13 protein-coding genes are annotated in these 16,659 nt (G+C 68.9%); 8 read left to right on the top strand and 5 right to left on the bottom strand.

What is annotated here, in order from left to right; genetic code table 11:
- Positions 1 to 31: 31 nt before the first annotated feature.
- Together IBX18_RS12430 and IBX18_RS12435 are read left to right on the top strand one after the other, a co-directional pair.
- Complete coding sequence (locus IBX18_RS12430; protein WP_194833892.1) at positions 32 to 1,495, top strand: S1 family peptidase; 1,464 nt, start codon at positions 32 to 34, stop codon at positions 1,493 to 1,495.
- Between the two features lie 28 nt (positions 1,496 to 1,523).
- Positions 1,524 to 2,819 (top strand): M18 family aminopeptidase, encoded by a 1,296-nt coding sequence (locus IBX18_RS12435; RefSeq protein WP_194833893.1) that lies wholly within the window; start codon positions 1,524 to 1,526, stop codon positions 2,817 to 2,819.
- On the opposite strand, the gene IBX18_RS12440 is transcribed toward IBX18_RS12435, so the two are convergent.
- Complete coding sequence (locus tag IBX18_RS12440) at positions 2,771 to 4,096, bottom strand: glycosyltransferase 87 family protein (RefSeq protein WP_194833894.1); 1,326 nt, start codon at positions 4,094 to 4,096, stop codon at positions 2,771 to 2,773. The genes IBX18_RS12435 and IBX18_RS12440 overlap by 49 nt on opposite strands.
- A 273-nt stretch (positions 4,097 to 4,369) precedes the next feature.
- Between IBX18_RS12440 and purL the strand changes: the two genes are divergently transcribed.
- The gene (gene purL, locus IBX18_RS12445) at positions 4,370 to 6,664 is read left to right on the top strand and encodes a phosphoribosylformylglycinamidine synthase subunit PurL (protein WP_194833895.1); all 2,295 of its coding nucleotides are present in this window, start codon (positions 4,370 to 4,372) and stop codon (positions 6,662 to 6,664) included.
- A gap of 131 nt (positions 6,665 to 6,795) precedes the next feature.
- A complete protein-coding gene (locus tag IBX18_RS12450) occupies positions 6,796 to 8,496 on the top strand; it encodes an alpha/beta-hydrolase family protein (RefSeq protein WP_194833896.1) in 1,701 nt (566 codons plus the stop codon).
- A gap of 57 nt (positions 8,497 to 8,553) precedes the next feature.
- Here the strand turns inward: IBX18_RS12450 and IBX18_RS12455 are convergent, their stop codons facing one another.
- Positions 8,554 to 8,844 (bottom strand): YiaA/YiaB family inner membrane protein, encoded by a 291-nt coding sequence (locus IBX18_RS12455; RefSeq protein ID WP_107653970.1) that lies wholly within the window; start codon positions 8,842 to 8,844, stop codon positions 8,554 to 8,556.
- Between the two features lie 283 nt (positions 8,845 to 9,127).
- Between IBX18_RS12455 and IBX18_RS12460 the strand changes: the two genes are divergently transcribed.
- The 3 genes from IBX18_RS12460 (at position 9,128) to IBX18_RS12470 (ending at position 13,140) form a co-directional block, all read left to right on the top strand.
- Positions 9,128 to 10,843 carry an alpha/beta-hydrolase family protein gene (locus IBX18_RS12460; RefSeq protein WP_194834318.1) on the top strand — a complete coding sequence of 572 codons (1,716 nt, stop codon included), beginning with the start codon at positions 9,128 to 9,130 and terminating at the stop codon, positions 10,841 to 10,843.
- Positions 10,844 to 10,869: 26 nt separating this feature from the next.
- Complete coding sequence (locus IBX18_RS12465) at positions 10,870 to 11,475, top strand: CPBP family intramembrane glutamic endopeptidase (RefSeq protein WP_306796240.1); 606 nt, start codon at positions 10,870 to 10,872, stop codon at positions 11,473 to 11,475.
- 204 nt (positions 11,476 to 11,679) lie between these two features.
- Positions 11,680 to 13,140 carry a serine hydrolase gene (locus IBX18_RS12470; protein WP_194833898.1) on the top strand — a complete coding sequence of 487 codons (1,461 nt, stop codon included), beginning with the start codon at positions 11,680 to 11,682 and terminating at the stop codon, positions 13,138 to 13,140.
- Positions 13,141 to 13,198: 58 nt separating this feature from the next.
- Here IBX18_RS12470 and IBX18_RS12475 read toward each other — a convergent pair whose 3' ends face one another.
- The 3 genes from IBX18_RS12475 to IBX18_RS12485 form a co-directional block, all read right to left on the bottom strand.
- Positions 13,199 to 14,359, bottom strand: coding sequence for an FAD-dependent oxidoreductase (locus IBX18_RS12475; RefSeq protein ID WP_194833899.1), 1,161 nt, complete (start codon positions 14,357 to 14,359; stop codon positions 13,199 to 13,201).
- Complete coding sequence (locus IBX18_RS12480; protein WP_194833900.1) at positions 14,356 to 15,006, bottom strand: TetR/AcrR family transcriptional regulator; 651 nt, start codon at positions 15,004 to 15,006, stop codon at positions 14,356 to 14,358. Before IBX18_RS12480 ends, IBX18_RS12475 begins: the two co-directional genes overlap by 4 nt.
- A gap of 137 nt (positions 15,007 to 15,143) precedes the next feature.
- Entirely contained in the window at positions 15,144 to 15,677 is a 534-nt protein-coding gene (locus IBX18_RS12485) for a hypothetical protein (RefSeq protein ID WP_194833901.1), read from the bottom strand.
- Positions 15,678 to 15,881: 204 nt separating this feature from the next.
- On the opposite strand from IBX18_RS12485, the gene IBX18_RS12490 reads away from it, so the two are divergent.
- The gene (locus IBX18_RS12490; RefSeq protein WP_194833902.1) at positions 15,882 to 16,652 is read left to right on the top strand and encodes a phytanoyl-CoA dioxygenase family protein; all 771 of its coding nucleotides are present in this window, start codon (positions 15,882 to 15,884) and stop codon (positions 16,650 to 16,652) included.
- The last annotated feature ends 7 nt before the right edge of the window (positions 16,653 to 16,659 follow it).

The raw sequence follows: 16,659 nt of genomic DNA on the forward strand, positions 1-16,659 counted from the left end.
CCCACTGTCAGTTCTGGTAGGAGGCTCATCGATGTCGTTCGGTCCCCGTCTACGCGACAAGGCGCTAGGTCGCGGCACAGCACTACGTCGTTGCCGACAGGCGGCGCTGATGTGCTGTGTCGCCCTGGCTGCGGGATCGGCGGCTGTCCCTGTCTCGGCCGCCCCGCCGTCCGGGGCAATCTCCTTGCCGCCGAGCCTGATCGACGCGTTGGGGCGCGACCTCGGCATCGACGCCGCGGAATACGCGCGCCGGGTCGCGCTGACGAATCGGCTGTCCGAGTACGCCAGGTCGGCCCGGATCGCGCACCCGGCCGCCTTCGCCGGCGTCCGGATGGACGGCGGTCGCCCGATCGTCTCGCTCACCGACGGGGTGAGTTCCCGGCACGCACGGGCGGCCGCCGAGGCGGCGGGATTCACCGTGGAAACGGTGTCCGCCAGCGAGGCGACCCTGCGGGAGCGGCGCGCCGCGTTCGAACGCTGGCTTGCCGCGCAGACCGGCGCGGTCGCCGAGTCGATCTTCGGGTACGGAATCGACATGGCGGACAACAGTTTCGCGGTGCGGGTCGCCAAAGACACGCAGCTGCCCGCCGAGGCGGGACCGGTGCGGGCGATCGCGGCGACCATGCCGGAAACCTGGCCCGACAACACCGCCGACGAGGTGCGGCCCATCGCGGCCGAGGGGCCCGACGGCGCCATCGTCGGCGGCCAGTCCTACGCCTTCGAGGTCGACGGCGAGGTCCATCGGTGCTCGTTCGGCTTCCACGCCACCGACGCGAAAGGCCGCGCGGTCAATATCACCGCGGGCCACTGCGACCCCAACAACCTTGTCGCGCAGGCGAAACGCAAGCAGGGGCCCCAGCGTGTCTTCACGGTGCGCGGGACGTCGGACAAGGAGTACGTGCCCGGCGAGAAGCCGAAGCTGGGCACCGAACTCGGCTACTTCGACGTGTCCAGCTTCAGCCCGTACGACTACGGGATCCTGCGGATCAACGAGGCGGCCGCGCCCCGGTTCCGGAACAACCTGGTCTCGGCGGGCGAGCTGTCGCCGCCGACCCAGTCGGTGGTGCCGCCCACGCTGGATACCGGCAGCAACACCAGCCAGGTGCCGGACGCGTCGATCCGCGAAACCGGGGTGGTGCCCATCGACGGCACGGCAGATCCGATCGACGGCGCCGTGGTGTGCAAGGCCGGATTCCGGTCCGGCTACTCCTGCGGCGTGGTGCTCGCCTCCGGCCAGGTCGCCCGGCTGAAAGGCGTGCCGGGACACGGTGATCCGGTCCAGTTCGAGGACATGTTCATCACCACCTTGTGCGGGCATCAAGGTGACAGCGGCGGGCCGATCATGGCGGGTACCAAGGCGGTCGGCATCACCAGCTCCATCGTCACCACCACCACCCTGTTCGACGGCACCTGTGGGCACCTCCCGGTGCTGCTCGGTCAGCCGCTGAGCACGGTGCTGCGCGACCATCCCGGCTTGAAAGTCCGCACCAGCTGATCCGGCGGTGCCCCCTAAGATCGCGAGCATGCCCGTTTCCACGACCGCCGCTACGGCCACCGGATTGTGCGCGTTCATCGACGCGTCGCCCTCGCCCTTCCACGTCTGCGCGACGGTAGCCGCCGAGCTGGACGCCAACGGCTTCACCCGGCTGGACGAATCGGCGCCGTGGCCCGCGGACGGTCCGAGCAAGCATTACCTGGTGCGCGGCGGCTCGCTGGTCGCGTGGGCGACGGCTGACGCCGCCGGGGTGACACCGTTCCGGGTGGTCGGCGCGCACACCGACAGCCCGAACCTGCGGGTCAAGCAGCACCCCGATCTGACGTCGGCGGGCTGGCAGCTGGTCGGCCTGGAACCCTACGGTGGCGCCTGGCTCAATTCCTGGCTGGATCGCGAGCTCGGCCTGTCCGGGCGGCTCAGCGTGCGCGACGGAAACACCGTGCGCGAGCAGCTGGTTCGCATCGACGAGCCGATCCTGCGGGTGCCGCAGCTGGCCATCCATCTCTCCGACGACCGCAAGGGCGTCACGCTGGACCCGCAGCGCCACGTGAACGCGGTGTGGGGCGTCGGCCACGAGCCGCGCTCCTTCCTGGCGTTCGTCGCGGAGCGGGCCGGCCTCGACCCGGACGCGCTGCTCGGCTGGGAGCTGATGACCCACGACCTGACGCCGAGCCGGCTCGTCGGCCGCGACCAGGATCTGGTCAGCGCGCCCCGGCTGGACAACCAGGGCACCTGCTACGCGGGCCTGCAGGCCTTCCTCGCCGCGGCCGCCGAGCCCGGCGCGGCCATTCCCGTGTTCGCCACCTTCGACCACGAAGAGGTAGGCAGCCAGTCCGATCGCGGCGCGCAGTCCGATCTGCTGCCGACAGTGCTGGAGCGGATCGTGCTGTCCCGCGGCGGCGATCGCGGCGAATTCTTTGCCGCCCTGGCCGGTTCGGTCTGCGCTTCCGGCGATATGGCGCACGCGACGCACCCCAATTACCCGGAGCGGCACGAGCCCGCGCATCGCATCCAGGTGAACGGCGGACCGGTGCTCAAGGTCAACCAGAACCTGCGTTACGCCACCGACGCGGCGGGTGCGGGCGCGTTCGCGCTGGCCTGCGAACAGGCGGGAGTTCCGTTACAGCGCTACGTGCATCGCGCCGATCTGCCGTGCGGATCGACCATCGGCCCTATGACGGCGGCGGGTACCGGCATGACGACGGTCGACGTCGGCGCGGCCCAGCTGGCCATGCATTCGGCGCGCGAAATAATGGGCGCCGCCGATGTTCCGGCCTACGCCGCGGCGCTGGCCGCCTTCCTGACGCCCGCCGTCACGGGGTGATAGGTCGCCACCGCGACCACGAACACCGCGAGGGTGGCGAGCACGTAACTGCTGCCGATGAGCTGCTGCCACCAGGCCCAGCCGAGTTCCTTGTCCTCGGAGTGCGGCAGCAGCCACTGCGGTCCGATGAGGAACATGACGCTCATGGCGCCGACGGAACCGAGGAACAGCGGGCTGCGCGTGTTCCAGGTGCCGCGTTCGCGCGCGGGTCCGGCACTTCTGCCGCGTGCGATCGCGTCCGCCGTCACCACCAGCGCGGGCGCGATCCACACCCAGTGGTGTGACCAGGAGACCGGCGAAACCAGCAGCACCACCGCGGCATTCACCATCAGCGCGGCCACGGTCGCACCCGTGTCGATCAGCCTGCGCATCCAGATGGCGGCCAGTACGACTGCCACCAGTGACAGCGTGATCCACAGCACAGTGGCCATTGAGTCGGCGATGCCGAGCCGGAACACCATGCCCTTGATCGACTGGTTGCCAGCGAAATACGGCGGCCCGATCCTGCCGGTGTCGGCGAGCGTGTGGAACCAGTACTCGGCCGAATCACTCGGGAACAGCAGGAAACCCAGCCCGACCGCCCCGATCGCGGAGACGACCAGCGTGCCCGCCGCCTTCCAATCCTTGCGCAGCAGGAAGTACAGCAGGTACCCGCCGGGAATCAGCTTCACCGACACCGCGATGCCGATCAGCATGCCGCGCGGCCAGAACGGCTTGCGCACCAGGCAGTCCAGCGTGATCGCGGCCATCAGCACCAGGTTGATCTGGCCGAAGCCGAAGGTCTGGCGCAGCGGTTCGAAGGTCTGCAGCAGGGCGACCGCACCGATGACGATCGTCCAGGCGGTGACCCGGGACAGTTCGGGGCGGATCCGCGCGAGCACCACCCGCAGCGTGACGGCCAGGCTGGCCAGCGAGGTCACCAGGACGAGCACCTCGGCCACCGGCAGCGGCATCAGTGCGAGCGGAGCGAAGAACAGCGCGGCCAGCGGGGGATAGGTGAACGGCAAGCCGATTCCGGCGACCGGCGGCATCGGCCCGTACAGTTCGCCGTCGTCGAGCCAGACCCGGGCACCGTTGCGGTACACCTGTAGATCGATGTAACCGGACCACCAGTGCACCAGTAGCGACAGCGCCGCGGACGCGGCGAACAGGCCGACCGCGATCAGCAGCCAGCGCAGCTGCTCACGCGACAACGGGACGCGCGCCGTCGAGGTGGCGTTCGGGTTTTTCGAGGCAACCGGCTCAGCGGAATCCGCAACCCCCGATCGTTCGTTCACGGGCCCAGCGTATCCGTGGCCGGTGTGTGACCCTCGTCGGCGCGCACGATGGCCCGTGCGGCCTGTGACCTGGCACACAGGATTCCGGCGAACCGGGCGCGGGGCCCATGCGGCCCGGTGCCCGCCGACGGTCACGGCTAAACTTCCAGGCGAATCCCCAGCTTCGCGCTCCCGGCCCGAAAGGACCCCTGACATGGTCGGGTCAAGCGCGGAGGAGGTAGCGCAGCGTAACCACGCAGCGCGCCCGATCATGTCGAAAGGACGCTGCACCCCGTGACTTCGCAGGTCGACACCGTCAGCGCAGCCGCAGCAACTCCTGACGTGCCGCAACCCTATAAAGAGCTGGGTTTGAAGGACGACGAGTACGCGCGCATCAAGGAAATCCTCGGCCGTCGGCCGACCGACGCCGAATTGGCGATGTACTCGGTGATGTGGAGCGAGCACTGCTCCTACAAGTCGTCGAAGGTGCATCTGCGCTACTTCGGCGAGACCACCACCGAGCAGATGCGCGCCTCGATGCTCGCCGGCATCGGTGAGAACGCCGGCGTCGTCGATGTCGGCGACGGCTGGGCCGTCACCTTCAAGGTCGAGAGCCACAACCACCCGTCCTATGTCGAGCCGTATCAGGGCGCGGCGACCGGCGTCGGCGGCATCGTGCGCGACATCATGGCGATGGGCGCCCGCCCGATCGCGGTGATGGATCAGCTGCGCTTCGGTGCGGCGGACGCGGCCGACACCCGGCGCGTGGTCGACGGTGTGGTGCGCGGTGTCGGCGGTTACGGCAACTCGCTCGGCCTGCCCAATGTCGGCGGCGAGACCGTGTTCGACCCGTCCTACCAAGGCAATCCGCTGGTGAACGCGCTGTGCGCGGGCGTGATGCGGGTCGAGGACCTGCACCTGGCCTTCGCCTCCGGCACCGGCAACAAGATCATTCTATTCGGCGCGCGCACCGGCCTCGACGGCATCGGCGGCGTCTCCGTGCTCGCCTCGGACACCTTCTCCGGTGACGAGTCGGGCACCGGCCGCAAGAAGCTGCCCAGCGTGCAGGTCGGCGATCCGTTCACCGAGAAGGTGCTCATCGAGTGCTGTCTCGAGCTGTACGCGGCCAAACTGGTGGTCGGCATCCAGGACCTCGGCGGCGCCGGACTGTCCTGTGCCACTTCCGAACTGGCCGCCGCGGGCGACGGCGGCATGCGCATCGAACTGGACCAGGTGCCGATGCGGGCCACCGGAATGACCCCGGCCGAGGTGCTCTCCAGCGAATCGCAGGAGCGCATGTGCGCGGTGGTCACCCCCGAGAACGTGGACGCGTTCATGGCGGTGTGCCGCAAGTGGGACACGCTGGCCACGGTGATCGGCGAGGTCACCGACGGTGACCGGCTGATCGTCACCTGGCACGGCGAGACCGTGGTCGACGTGCCGCCGCGCACTGTCGCGCACGAGGGCCCGGTCTACGAGCGCCCGGTGCGGCGCCCGGACGAGCAGGACGCGCTGATCGCCGACAGCACCGACAAACTGACCCGCCCGAAGACCGGCGACGAACTGCGCGCGACGCTGCTGCGGATGCTGGCCAGCCCGCAGCTGTGCAGCCGCAAGTGGATCACCGAGCAGTACGACCGGTACGTGCGCGGCAACACCGTGCTCGCCGAGCACGCCGACGCCGGTGTCATCCGGATCGACGAGCAGACCGGCCGCGGTATCGCGCTGGCCACCGACGCGTCCGGCCGCTACACCAAGCTGGACCCGTACACCGGCGCGCAGCTCGCGCTGGCCGAGGCCTACCGCAATGTCGCCACCACCGGCGCCACCCCGAAGGCCGTCACCAACTGCCTCAACTTCGGTTCGCCCGAGGATCCCGGCGTGATGTGGCAGTTCCAGCAGGCGGTCCGCGGTCTCGCGGACGGCTGTGTGGCGCTGGGCATTCCGGTCACCGGCGGCAACGTGAGCTTCTACAACCAGACCGGGCAGACCGCCATCCTGCCGACCCCGGTGGTCGGCGTGCTCGGCGTCATCGACGACGTGCACCGGCGCATCCCGACCGGGCTCGGCCTGGAGCCGGGCGAGACGCTGATCCTGCTCGGCGACACCCGCGACGAATTCGGCGGCTCCATCTGGTCCCAGGTCGTGCACGACCACCTCGGTGGCGTGCCGCCCACGGTCGACTTCGCCCGCGAGCAGTTGCTGGCCGAGGTGCTCACCGCGGGTTCGCGCGACGGCATGATCAGTGCCGCGCACGACCTTTCGGAGGGCGGGCTCATCCAGACCGTCGTCGAGGCCGCGCTGGCCGGCGAAACCGGTTGCCGCATCCTGCTTCCCGAGGATGCCGATCCGTTCGTGACGCTGTTCTCCGAGTCGGCGGGTCGCGTGCTCGTCGCGGTGCCGCGCTCGGAGGAGACCCGGTTCACCAAGATGTGCACCGCCCGCGAATTGCCGTGGGTGCGCATCGGTGTGGTCGATCAGGGCACGGACTCGGTTGAGGTGCAAGGACAGTTCACCGTCCCCATGGACGAGCTGCGGGCCGCGCACGAGGGCACGCTGCCGAAGTTGTTCGGAGCCAGTGCCATCTGATGGCAGCTGAGGCTGGAGCGGTCCTCCCCCGCCTCTCCGCGTATCCAGGCCAGACTTAGGTGCGGAGCGAGGAGCGTCGGCGACCGGCGGCTGGGTACCGGCTTAGTCAGCCGGTACCCGGTGAGTTACCCATGTTCGTGCGAAATCAGTTGTCGTTTTCGCTGTTCGGGGTGGTCATTGCCACGCTCTTCTTCTCGCTGTCGCTGACACCGTCGCTGCTGCCGCGCGATTGGCTGTTCGAAGGGCTCATCGGCGGGGTCAACGCGGCCATCGGCTACGGCGTCGGGTGTCTGCTGGAGTGGGCGTACCGCAGGTGGATTCGGCCGCGGGTGCGGCTACCCATCTCGGTGACAAAGGTATTGGCCGATCTGCCCACCTGGTTGCCGGCTGCGATCAAGGTGGCCGTGCTGCTCGGCTGCGTGGTCGTCGCGATCGTGATGCTGGTGCAGTCGGCCCGGTGGCAGCGCGAGATCACCGCGCTGATGGGCATGGACGACATCACGACCACGGGCTTCCTGCGCACCGGCGCGCTGAGTGCCGCCGTGATCGCGCTGGTGATCGGGGTGTTCCGCGCCGTCCGGTGGCTGATCCGGTGGGTCGCGGGCGAATTGACCGCGCGAGTGCACATTCCGCGCCAGTTCGCATTGCCGATCGGTGCCCTGATCGTCACCATCCTCGCCGTCACGCTGTTCAACGGAGTGCTGGCCAAAGCCTTTTTCGCGGCGGCGAATTCGGCGTTCAGCGTGCGCAACGGCCACACCTCGCCCAATGCCACCCAGCCGCAGCTGCCGGAACGGTCCGGCAGTCCGAACTCGCTGGCCAAGTGGGAGACCCTCGGCTCGGAGGGCCGCTGGTTCGTCTCCTACGTGCCGAGCGCCGACGATATCGCCAGGGTCACCGGCAAACCCGCGCGCGAGCCCATCCGGGTGTACACCGGCCTGGAATCGGCGGACGGACCGGAGGCGCAGGCCGAACTGGCCGCCGCCGAACTGGAGCGCACCGGCGCCTTCGACCGCAAAGCGCTGGTCGTGGTGACCACGACGGGCACCGGCTGGGTCGACTCCACCAGCGCCGAATCCGTCGAGCTGATGTACGGCGGCGACACCGCGATCGTCGCCACCCAGTACTCGTATCTGCCCAGCGTGCTGTCGTTCCTCTCGGACAAGGAGAAGGCGACGCGGATGGGAAAGCTGGTGTTCGACAAGGTGTATGAGCACTGGTCGGCGCGGCCGGCGCAGGCGCGGCCGAAACTGCTCGTCTACGGGGAGAGCCTCGGCTCGCAGGGCTCGGAGGGCGCGTTCACCGGACTGTCGGATCTGCGGACCAAATCCGACGGGGTGCTGTGGGTCGGGCCGCCCAACTCGAACCGGCTGTGGCGCGAATTCGTGACCCGTCGCGATCCGGGCTCACCCGAGGTGTTGCCGACCTACGCCGACGGTCTGGTGGTGCGGTTCGCCGACGGCCGCGGCGACCTGTGGCGGCCGTCGAGCACCTGGCTCACCCCGCGCATCGCCTATCTGCAGCACGCGTCCGATCCGGTGATCTGGTGGTCGCCGGATCTGCTGTTCACCGAACCGGATTGGCTGCGCGAGCCGCGCGGCGCCGATGTGTCGCCGACCATGGCGTGGTATCCGATCGTCACCTTCTGGCAGGTGGCCGCGGATCTGCCGAACGCGCAAGGCGTCAACGACGGGCACGGGCATCGCTACGGCACGCTGGTGCTCGATGCCTGGGCCGCGCTCGCCGAGCCGCCGGACTGGTCGGCGGAGCTCTCGGATCGGATCCGAAACTACTTGGAAGCGTCGGCGGTTCGCGAACGCTCGCTGAAATAAGACGCGGTCCTGGGCGGGCCGGGACCCCTCGTGCACAAGGCCCGCCCAGGCGCGTCGTCAGGTCACGGTGTTGAACGGATCGTGCTCTGCGAGCAGCTTTTCCAACCGTGCCTGATCGATGCGACCGTGTACGGTCGCGGCCTCGTGCTGGTCACGCACCACCTTCGCCAAGGTGAAGGTGCTGGTCACCAGGAACAGCAGCGACATCGCGAGGAAGCCGCGCTGCCACATGTCCAGTGGGAGATAACAGATTCCGATGCCCGCCCCGAGAAAGCTGACACCGAACGCGATCGCGGCCTGCGCGATGAAGGCCGAGGTGGTCTTCGACTGTGCGTTGGGAGTGCTCATAGCTAGGAAGTCTGCCGACACGCGCACGCGCGCAACCGCGTACAACTACTCGAGCGGTCTGGGTAGTTGCCGATCGCGGTCGGTGACGCTGTGACGGCGTCGCGTTGCGCAGCCGATCTTCGCAGTCGGCCGACCAGGCTGCCCGGCGGCAACACCGCCTCGGCCCACCGTGTCAGAAATATCCGTGGGTCGCCCGCCATACTGTTGCGGTGATGATCGCAACGGACCCGCCCGCGCCCGAAGTCCGCGCGCGCTGAGTCCCGTGCTCGTGCCCGCCTCCACCATGACGAAGCTGCGTGCGCGCGGCGTCGTCATCGTGCGGCGCGCGGAAGACATCATCGATCTGAACTATGCCGGGCTGGTCGTCGCGACGGTGTTCTTCGCCCTGTCGGTGACGCCGTCGCTGCTGCCGCGTGACTGGCTGTTCCAGGGCCTGATCAGCGGGATCAACGCCGCGCTCGGGTATGGCGTCGGCTGCGTGCTGGAGTGGCTGTTCCGGCTGTGGGTGCGGCCGCGGCTGACCAGGATTCCGCCACCGCCGACCTGGGTGCGTTATGCGGTGAAGTCCGCGATCCTGTTCACCGCCGCGCTGAGTGCGGCGCTGATGCTGGTCCAGTCGGCGCGCTGGCAGCGCGAGATCACCGCGTTGATGGGCATGGAAGGCACCACGACGCCCGCCTACCTGCGCACGGGTCTGCTGAGTCTGGCGGTCGGCGTGGCGGTGGTCTCGGTGTATCGGACGGTGCGCGAGATCATCCGGTTCTTCGCCCGCCTGCTCAACCAGTGGGTGCGGGTGCCGCGCGAGCTGGCGCCCGCCGCCGGGTTCCTCGTGCTCGTCCTGCTGGCCGTGACCATCTTCAACGGCGTGGCCTCGCGCGCGTTCTTCGCCGTGGCCAACTCCGCGTTCAGCGTGCGCAACGACCACACCTCGGCGAACGCGATCCAGCCGGTGCAGCCCGAACGCTCGGGCAGCCCCGCCTCGCTGGCGAAATGGGAGACCCTCGGGTACGAGGGGCGATGGTTCGTCTCGCACGGGCCGACCGCGAGCAAGATCGGCGAGGTCACCGGCAAGCCGGCCCGCGAACCGATCCGCGCCTACGTGGGGCTGGAATCGGCTAAGGGAGAAGAGGATCCGGCGGAACTGGCCGCCGCGGAACTCGAGCGCACCGGCGCGTTCGATCGGCAGGTGCTCGTGGTGATGACGACCACCGGCACCGGCTGGGTGAACGCCATGGCGGCGGGCGCGATCGAGTACATGTACGGGGGGGACAGCGCGATCGTCGCCTCGCAGTATTCGTATCTGCCCAGCGTGCTGTCGTTCCTGGCGGACCGTGGGAAGGCGATGACCGCGGGCCGGGCCATGTTCGACGCGATCTACCGGCACTGGAGCGCGCGGCCGCGGGAGCAGCGCCCCAAGCTGCTGGTGTACGGGGAGAGCCTGGGTTCGCAGGGCTCCGAGGCCGCTTTCGACGGGCTGGCCGATCTGCGGACGAAGGTGGACGGCGCGCTGTGGGTGGGACCGCCGAACTCGAATCGACTATGGCAGCAGTTCGTTTCGCGGCGCGACCCCGGTTCGCGGGAGGTCCAGCCGGTGTACGCCGACGGGCTGGTGGTGCGATTCGCCTCCGACAGTGCCGATCTCGCGCGACCGTCCACCGAGTGGCGGCCGCCGCGGATCGCCTATCTGCAGCACGCGTCGGATCCGATCGTCTGGTGGTCCACGGATCTGATCTTCTCCCAACCGGATTGGCTGTCCGAGCCGCGCGGCGCGGACGTCTCCTCACAGATGCGCTGGTGGCCGTTCGTCACCTTCTGGCAGGTCGCCGCCGACCTCACCAATGCGCAGGGCGTCACCGACGGGCACGGGCATCGCTACGGCAGCCTGGTGCTCGACGGGTGGGCGGCCATCGCCGCGCCGCCGGACTGGAACGCGGGCATGTCCGACCGGATCAGGGCCGAGATCGAGGCCACCGAGGACTTCGAGCGGAAGATCAAGTGAGTAGAGTTACGGAAACTGTTGTCGCCGTGGCAATTCCGCTGGCGTGGAGCAACTGGGTGCTGCCCGGGCTCAGGCTCGGTGTGCGCGGCAGGACCGCCGCCAATGCCGGATTCGCCACCGCCTATGCCGTTGCTTTCCGTGGTGAGCCGAAATGGTTCTCTGCGAAGGGGTTTCGATACGGAGCTGTGTCCGCTGCGCTGGTCGCCGCCGGTTACGGGGTGGTCCTAGCGATTCCCTCGGTGCGGAAAGGGCTGCGCGAGTTCATCGATCGCGGGCCGGAGGTCGACGACGCCGAATGGATCATGGTGCATATCCCGATCGGCACCGTCTACGGCGAAGAGATGATCTTTCGCGCCACCTTGGAGCCGTTGCTGGACAACGTCTTCGGTGCTCGTGCCGGATCGGTGCTCGGTGCGTTGACCTTCGGGCTCTGGCATGTGCACCCGGCCCGTGCCGCGGGTGACAGCGTTCCGGTCACCGTGGTCGCCACGGCTACGGGTGGTTTCGCGCTCGGCTGGTTGCGCCGCCGCACCGGAAGCGTCACGGCGCCGGCCATGCTGCATCTGGCCACCAATGTGGGTGGCGCTGTCGCGCCTCGCCTGGCTCGGCTGATCGGTCCTGCCGAAAAGTAAACCGGCTCAACACATCCGGGTACCTGCCGTCGGCGGGCCAGCTCCTTCCTCGCCGCACATGACGTCTGCATAACCCTCCGACTGCTTACGAGGCGGGTATCGAAGAACGCCATGCGCACTTGCGCACAGTGTTCCGTTGTGCGTACAGTGTTCGCAACAGGAGAACGGCGTACATGCCGACAGGATTCAGAGCAGGAGAGCGCAATGTCGAACACCGTGAGCTGGGGCACCGAGGGTGACTGGAAGGCGCAGGGCGACTGGGGCAGCACCGATTCGACCGGACGGGATTTCTCAGTTGCGCGCTGGCAGCGGCGCCTCGACGAACTCCGGGCCACCCACCACGTGCCGGGTGCGGCGCTGGCGATCCTGGTCGACGGCAAGGTCTACGAGCTCGCCAGCGGCGTCCTGCATCGCGGTACCGGTGTGGAGGTCACCCCCGACTCGGTGTTCCTCTGCGGCTCGGTCGCCAAGGTCTACACCGCCACGATGATCATGCGACTGGTCGACCAGGGCAAGCTCGACCTCGACGCACCCGTCGTCGACGTGCTGCCCGAGTTCGCCACCCCGGACGAGGAAGCTACCGAGACCATCACCGTCCGGCAGTTGCTCAGCCACACCGGCGGCGTGACCAACGACTTCAACTACGACGGCGGCCGCGGTGACAACTGCCTCGCCGAGTATGTCCGGGCTGCAAGGGAAGTGGCGCTCGACTGCAAGCCGGGGTCCGGGACGTCCTACGGCGGACTGGGTTTCGTGGTGCTCGGCCGGGTCATCGAGGTGCTGACCGGCAAGACCTTCGACGAGGCCGTGCAGGACCTGCTCGCCACCCCGCTGGGTCTCGACCATCTGATGACGTTGCCGGAGCAGGCCCTGCGGTTCCGCGTCGCGATGAGCCACCTGGGCGAGCCTGGTCGGTACCCGGATCCGGCGCCGCAGTGGGACATCATGCCGCGTTCGGTCGCGCCCGCGGCCCGGGTCATCAGCTCCGCGGGGGACATGGTGCGGTTCGCCCGGATGCACCTCGAGGGGGGCCGCGCCGCCGACGGCACCGCGGTGATGTCGCCGGAAATCGTTGCGGCGATGCAGCAGCGCGAGGTCGACGTGCCGGACAAGTGGACCGTCAGCGCGGACGGCTGGGGCCTGGGCTGGACCCTGTACGACTGGGACGGCATCAAGGGCTTCGGTCACGACGGCGCCGCGATCGGCCAGTACGCCTACCTGCGAGCCATCCCCGAGGCGGGTGTCGCCGTCGCTCTGCTCACCAATGGTGGTGGCGCACGCCAGCTTTACGCCGCGCTGTTCCGGGAACTGCTCGCCGAACTGGCCGGGGTGCAGATGCCGGAGCCCTTCGCGCCCGCGGATCCGCCGGTCCAGGTGGACGTCCCACCGTTCGTCGGCACCTACCGCCGCGCGGGCGTCGTGGTCACGGTCAGCAAGCGCGACGACGGCTCCGCGCACATGCTCTACGAATTCGTGGACGAGATGAAGGACATGTCCCCGCCGCTGAGTATGGACCTCACCCCGGTCGCCGAGACGGTGTTCGCCGCGTCCGGTGCGGGCCCGTCGTTCAGCGAGGACTACATGCCCGTCGTCTTCGCCACCCTCGCAGACGGCACCGAGGTCTGCTACGTAGGTATGCGCGCCACCCCGAAGCAGTCCGTCTGATCAATCCGAAACCGAAGGGCCGGGCCATAACCCGGCCCTTTCGGCGTGCCCCCGGTGGTCAAGCCCCGGTCTTCGTGGCCGATCTCGCCGCTCGGTGGGCCGCTTGCAGCGCGCTGTTGATCGCGATTTCGCCACGCATCCCGGGGGCGGCGACTTGGTCGCCGATCAGGTAGACGTCGTTGCCGCGGTCGATGGCGGGCCGGTCGCGCCAGGTCTGACCGGGTAGATCGAGTGCGCCGGTGCGGCCCTTCGCGGCCCCGGTGCGGTGGAATGTGGTGCGGTCACGCCAACCGGGCAGGACGGTGTCGGCGAACCGGCCCAGCCGCAGTTGCGTGTCGCCGGGGGATTCGCCGGTGCGGGTGGGCATTTGGAGCTGGAACAGCGATTCACCCGGCGGCGCGATGGTGTCGTCCTGCATGGTGTAGCTCTCGTGGAACCCGCCCTCGTCCAGATCGAACACCAGGGTCCGGTCGGCGCGCGACGCGGTGACCGCGATGTCGAGCAGGGCGCACTGGCCGCTGGTCCACTGGAGGCTGTCGTCGCCGAGCAGCATTCTGGCGGAGCTCAATTCGGTGGCGACCAGCACCGGCCCGTCGGTCGGCAGCTGATCTACCCGCGCGCCGGTCTCGATGGTGACGCCGAGTTCTGTTGCGCGCTCGGCCATTCGGCCGATGACGCGCTGCCAGCCGCCGCGTACCCAGCGCACCGCAGGAATATTCGGCCCGAAGACACGCTGGAACAAATCCCATACGAAGGCCGCGGACAGGCGGCCGGTGTCGGCGTCATAGGTCGCCACGCTGATCGCGTTGGCCAGTTGCTCGGCGGTGACCTCGCCCCAGCGAGCCGAGGCCCAGCCGCGGAAGTCCTGATCGACCGGGGCCCGCAGCCTGCCGCGGGCCTGGGCACGCAGCATGCCGATCGGCGGCAGCGCGCGTACCCGGCCGTCGACCCGGAAACCCGCCCGCGCCCAGTCCCCGGGGCGGGGCCAACCCAGATCGTTGACGAAGCCGTGCTCCTTCAGCCACGTGTAGTGCGGGCCGTCGGCGTAGAAGACATGCGCACCGTCGTGGGCGACATACGGCGGCGCGGTGGCCCGGCCGCGGCCGCCCAGCGTGTGGTGTGCCTCGTACAGGCGCACCGCCGCGCCCGCCTCGGCCAGTGCGATGGCCGCGGTCAGGCCGGCCAGGCCGCCGCCGATCACCGTGACGTGTGTTTTCATGCTGTTCCCTCTCCCTGTGTGCCGGTCCACCCCAGTCGGGCGACGACCATCTCGGCGATGGAGCGCAGATAGCGGTCCGGGCCGACCGCGGTGGGGTGTTCGCCGCCGAAGGTGTCACTGATCAGCCAGTAGTGCGCGACCGCGCCGACGACCACCGCCGCGGCGGCCTCCCAATCCTGTTCCTGCCGTTGCGGATCGGTGAGCTCCATCAGTCCGCGCAGTACCGCCGAGACGAAGACCAGGTACTCCTCGCGGCGGAACACCTCGAGCACATCGGTCCCGATCGAGTTGTCCCGCATCAGGATTCGGTTCACATCGCGGTCGTGCTCGAGCCTGGCCAGCCCCATCCGGCACAGCATGGTCAGCTTGTCGACCGTGGAGCCCTGCGGCTCCAGCGAATCGAGCCAGGCCAGCACGGAGAAGTCCGGGTCGAGAAGCGACGCCCATTCGCCCCGCTCGGTCAGCTTCGACCGCACCGCCTCGACCAGCAACTCGTCCTTGGACCGGAAATGCCGGTACATCGCCCCCGAACCGCCCGAGAGCCCCGCGGCCTGCTCGATCTGCGTCACGGTGGTCCGCGCGAAACCCTGCTCGCCGAACAGCCGCAGCGCCGCCGCCATGACTCGTTCCCGCGTCGAATCAGCCATCCGCACTCCTGTAAGTAACTACTTACTTACAGTAGAAGCGAGCGGCTCAGTGGCGCAAGCCTTTGCGCGATTCGCGCACGGGTGAGTGCGGCGGGTCGTCTCGAAACCGGTGAGTAGCGGCGCCGGCACCCCGAGTGCTATTCGGTCGGCAGCTCGCCGCGTGCCGCCAAAGCGGCAAGAACGTGCGGGGCGGCGAGCTGCTGGAGCACGGCGAGTGGTCCCATGCCCTCGAAATGTGCTGCCGCCGCCGCGAAGTCATCGTCGAGCGGTAGTCCCGCCGCCTGTAGTTCCGCGGGGAGACGGCGGACGGCGTCGAGGATGGCCGGGGCCGGCAGCCATGCGTCGTCGCCGACCGGTTCCACGGTGCCCGCCTGGTACGCGGCGGCGAGTGCTGCTCCGGTCCGCTGCACGTCGGGATGTTCGGAGAGACGCTCGAATCGCGCACCTTCGTCTTCGAGGTTCGCCCACTCCAGGGGATACCACGCGTCTTCCGCCGCAACGTCGGCTCGTTGCGCGGAGTCGAGCACATGGACGCCGAAGTTCAGCGGGTTGTCTTCCTCGAACCAGCGGATCACGATGCGCACGAGCGCACCGGCGGGCGGATGCACTTTCAGGTCTTCGGCGATAGCCCGAGCCAAGGCTGCGGCGAACTGGTCTTCCTGCACAATCACCGATGCAGCGTATTCGCCGCATGCGGCCTTGCCGAGACGTCGACGATCGGGGCAGCGCAGCCGCGCAAGCATTTCCACGTTTCGCCTGGTCTCCGCAGGCGAGCGCGTTCAGGTCGGCCGCTCCGGGATGCCGCCGCGGCGGGACAAAAATCGGTGGCGATACGTGCCCGCGCTCGGCCATCGTTGGGGCGACGAAAGGACCTCATGCTCGACGACACGCAGATCGAATCCTTCATCACCGATGGCTTCGTCAAACTGGAGCAGGCGTTTCCGAGTGAAGTGGCGGCTGCGGGCCGGGCGATTCTGTGGCGTGCGACCGGCTGCGAACCCGACGACCGCTCGACCTGGACGCAGCCGGTGATCCGGCTCGGCGACTTCGCCGACGAACCGTTCGCGCGCGCCGCCACCGCGCCCGCCTTGACGGCGGCGTTCGATCAGCTCGTCGGCCGAGGCCGCTGGCTGCCGCGAAACAGCCTGGGCACCTTCCCGGTTCGCTTTCCGGTGGGCGGGCCGCCCGGTGACGGCGGCTGGCATATCGATGTCAGTTTCCCGGGTGAGGACCCCACCGACTACTTCACCTGGCGGGTGAATCTGTGGTCGCAAGGGCGTGCCCTGTTGATGCTGTTCCTGTTCTCCGATATCGGTGTCGACGACGCGCCGACCCGCATCCGGGTCGGGTCGCACCTGCGGGTGCCCGCCCTGCTGGCACCGTTCGGGGAGGCGGGTGCGGACCTCGCGCTGATCCCGTACGCGCAGGCGACCGCCGATCTACCCGAGGCCGTGGCCACCGGCCGGGCCGGCGACGTCTACCTCTGCCACCCCTTCCTGGTGCATGCCGCGCAACGACATCGGGGCACGTCGGCGCGTTTTCTGGCGCAGCCGCCGTTGCTGTCGCGCGGCCCCTGCGTACTGGATCGCCCGGACGGCGCGTACTCGCCGGTGGAGCGCGCCATCCGCCGCGGACTCGACCGGTAATCTCGGC

This window comes from Nocardia sp. XZ_19_369 (assembly GCF_015355715.1).
Lineage (GTDB): Bacteria > Actinomycetota > Actinomycetes > Mycobacteriales > Mycobacteriaceae > Nocardia.

Coding starts and splice junctions, on each gene's coding strand:
- IBX18_RS12430 (WP_194833892.1), top strand. CDS start 32: ATGTCGTTCGGTCCCCGTCTACGCGACAAGGCGCTAGGTCGCGGCACA.
- IBX18_RS12435 (WP_194833893.1), top strand. CDS start 1,524: ATGCCCGTTTCCACGACCGCCGCTACGGCCACCGGATTGTGCGCGTTC.
- IBX18_RS12450 (WP_194833896.1), top strand. CDS start 6,796: ATGTTCGTGCGAAATCAGTTGTCGTTTTCGCTGTTCGGGGTGGTCATT.
- IBX18_RS12455 (WP_107653970.1), bottom strand. CDS start 8,844: ATGAGCACTCCCAACGCACAGTCGAAGACCACCTCGGCCTTCATCGCG.
- IBX18_RS12460 (WP_194834318.1), top strand. CDS start 9,128: ATGACGAAGCTGCGTGCGCGCGGCGTCGTCATCGTGCGGCGCGCGGAA.
- IBX18_RS12470 (WP_194833898.1), top strand. CDS start 11,680: ATGTCGAACACCGTGAGCTGGGGCACCGAGGGTGACTGGAAGGCGCAG.
- IBX18_RS12475 (WP_194833899.1), bottom strand. CDS start 14,359: ATGAAAACACACGTCACGGTGATCGGCGGCGGCCTGGCCGGCCTGACC.
- IBX18_RS12480 (WP_194833900.1), bottom strand. CDS start 15,006: ATGGCTGATTCGACGCGGGAACGAGTCATGGCGGCGGCGCTGCGGCTG.
- IBX18_RS12490 (WP_194833902.1), top strand. CDS start 15,882: ATGCTCGACGACACGCAGATCGAATCCTTCATCACCGATGGCTTCGTC.